The following is a 2,160-nucleotide window of genomic DNA, read 5'->3' on the forward strand; positions in this document are numbered from 1 at the left end:
CTAATTCTCCAAAGTAAAAAGGATTGTTAGGAATTTCACTTGAGCCTGTAAGGAGGGTGGAGTTTAGGAAGATATAAGCTTGATAGTTTTGGAGTTCTTCAACTGCAACACCTACTTTAGTAGCTACTCTTTTATAAATCTCATCACAATCAATCAAATCCCTACAATTAGCAAAAATAAAAACTTCTTCTTTTGGCAAATTAACAAATATAGTCGAACTTGAAGAATTAAATTTTACTTTTGTTTTAATGGGTTGGTTTTTATTAAGATAATAGCTTGTGCAATTATTTTCATAAATCAAATTAATCATTTGCTTTTTTCTAGCTTGAAAAAAATCCAAATCATTTTCCAAGCTAAGACATTTAAAGCACTCAGAGTTATAATTTAAGATTTTCCCTATATTATCTTCTGTAAGTATTTTTTGATTATTTTTATCTTTAACAATGAAAGGCAACCACTTATAAACTGCTTCAGCATGATCTAAATCCTGCTCGAAGTCATTATTAGATAGTTTTTCTAATATAGGTTTATCCAGTATTTTTATATAAATTTGCATAGCTTCTAAAACCAAAAAAGAATCAGGAATAACAAATCTATTTACATTTTTATATTCACCTACATAAAACAACTCTTGTATATCTTTATAAATAAGATTAAATTCTTTCTTGTTATATTCATTATTTTTACACAAGTTATCAAAAATTTTATCCAATACTACGCTAATATAATTTTGATTTTCATCTTGGATATCTATTTGATCTCCTGATAAAAGCTTATTTTTCTCACTTAAGTCGATTAAATTTTGTGCATAAGAATTTAGATAATCCATAGCACAGGCAATATCCTTTTTAAATTCTTTGATATTTTCATTATTTTTTATCAAATGCTCATAAAAATAACTCGCCCAAACTATATTATACATAAAATGGCTAGTTAGCAAATAATTTTTTTCAAGCTCTCCTATATGAATTAAATGCAACTTGTCTGTATTTTTATAATCAAACTTATCTTTAATATCTAAGCCATATTTATAACCCAAATCAGCTATCACAGATCTTGATGACTCTAGTGCTTGTCTATATTCTCGTGAAAAATCTTCTTTATCAGGGATAGGTTTAGCTATAGTTTCTATATGATGTATTTCTATACTTGTTTTGCCTTTACTTGCTTGTTTTATATTTAAAGCACATTCATCAAGTCTTTTTTGATCTATTTGTCCTTGTGAATTTTTACATTCTTCGATCAAACCATCGGTTCCATTTTCCACATTTAAAACTTTAGAGCAATTATCTAAAGTTTTTCTAGTCATACCAAAACCAAAAAGTTTTTTAATTCCTTTAACTAATAATTTAAAAACAACTCTAATAACTCTAATAAAAATATTTACAAGACTTACTACAACACCTTCTATACCAGCTCCATTATAAGTATAAAGTTTTTGAATATATTTTTTTTGCCCAAAGATACAAAAACATTGAGCCAAATGTCCTCCTAAAGAATGCCCCACAACATCTATTTTAAAATTATCACTCCCATGCTTTTCTCTAATGATTTTTAAAACTTCATCGCTATAATTCATCAAAGACACCACTTGTGGAATTCCAAGCCTCAAAGCAATAAAACCATCTGTAAAAAATGCATCTTTTAATAGCTGTGTTCCACCTGTTTCAGTGCCACGAAAAGCCAAGATATAAGTATTATCATTTTTACTTGTATCTTTAAAAACAGTATGAGAATAACCACTGATGTTAGTATTTTTTACATGATCTATAACTTCATAACGAGATACAAAGTTTTTAGTGCGTGGGCTAAGATGATGTCTGAATTTTCTAGGATCTTTATTGTGTTTAGCAAAATTTAAAGCCAGTAGGTTTTTTTGATCTTTTGCTTCTTTGTCTTCTTGATTTCTATAAATAAAGCTTTGAGCTTTATTTCCAATAACTTGATCCTCATCTAAAGCTTCATTGTCTTTTCTAGGTTTTTTAAAGACAAGATCAGCAGAAAATCTAGCTTCTATAATGGTAGCATAAGCTGTAGGATCTCCTATTCTACGTATTTTATTTAAAATGAGTTTTTTTATTTTTTCACCTGTATTACACCCATCTCCTATCTCATACCCTAACTTTATCCCATCTGCATAAAGCCACAAAGGAGGAGTAA

The 2,160-nt window shown here is 28.2% G+C and carries 1 protein-coding gene; it reads right to left on the reverse strand.

Going from position 1 to position 2,160, the window contains the following annotated elements:
* Positions 1-2,160: hypothetical protein (locus tag L8V79_RS08005; protein WP_263703185.1), on the reverse strand; the 2,160-nt coding region annotated here is incomplete at both ends.

Origin of the sequence: Campylobacter sp. IFREMER_LSEM_CL2194 (assembly GCF_025771685.1) — a bacterium.
Classification (GTDB): Bacteria; Campylobacterota; Campylobacteria; order Campylobacterales; family Campylobacteraceae; genus Campylobacter_D.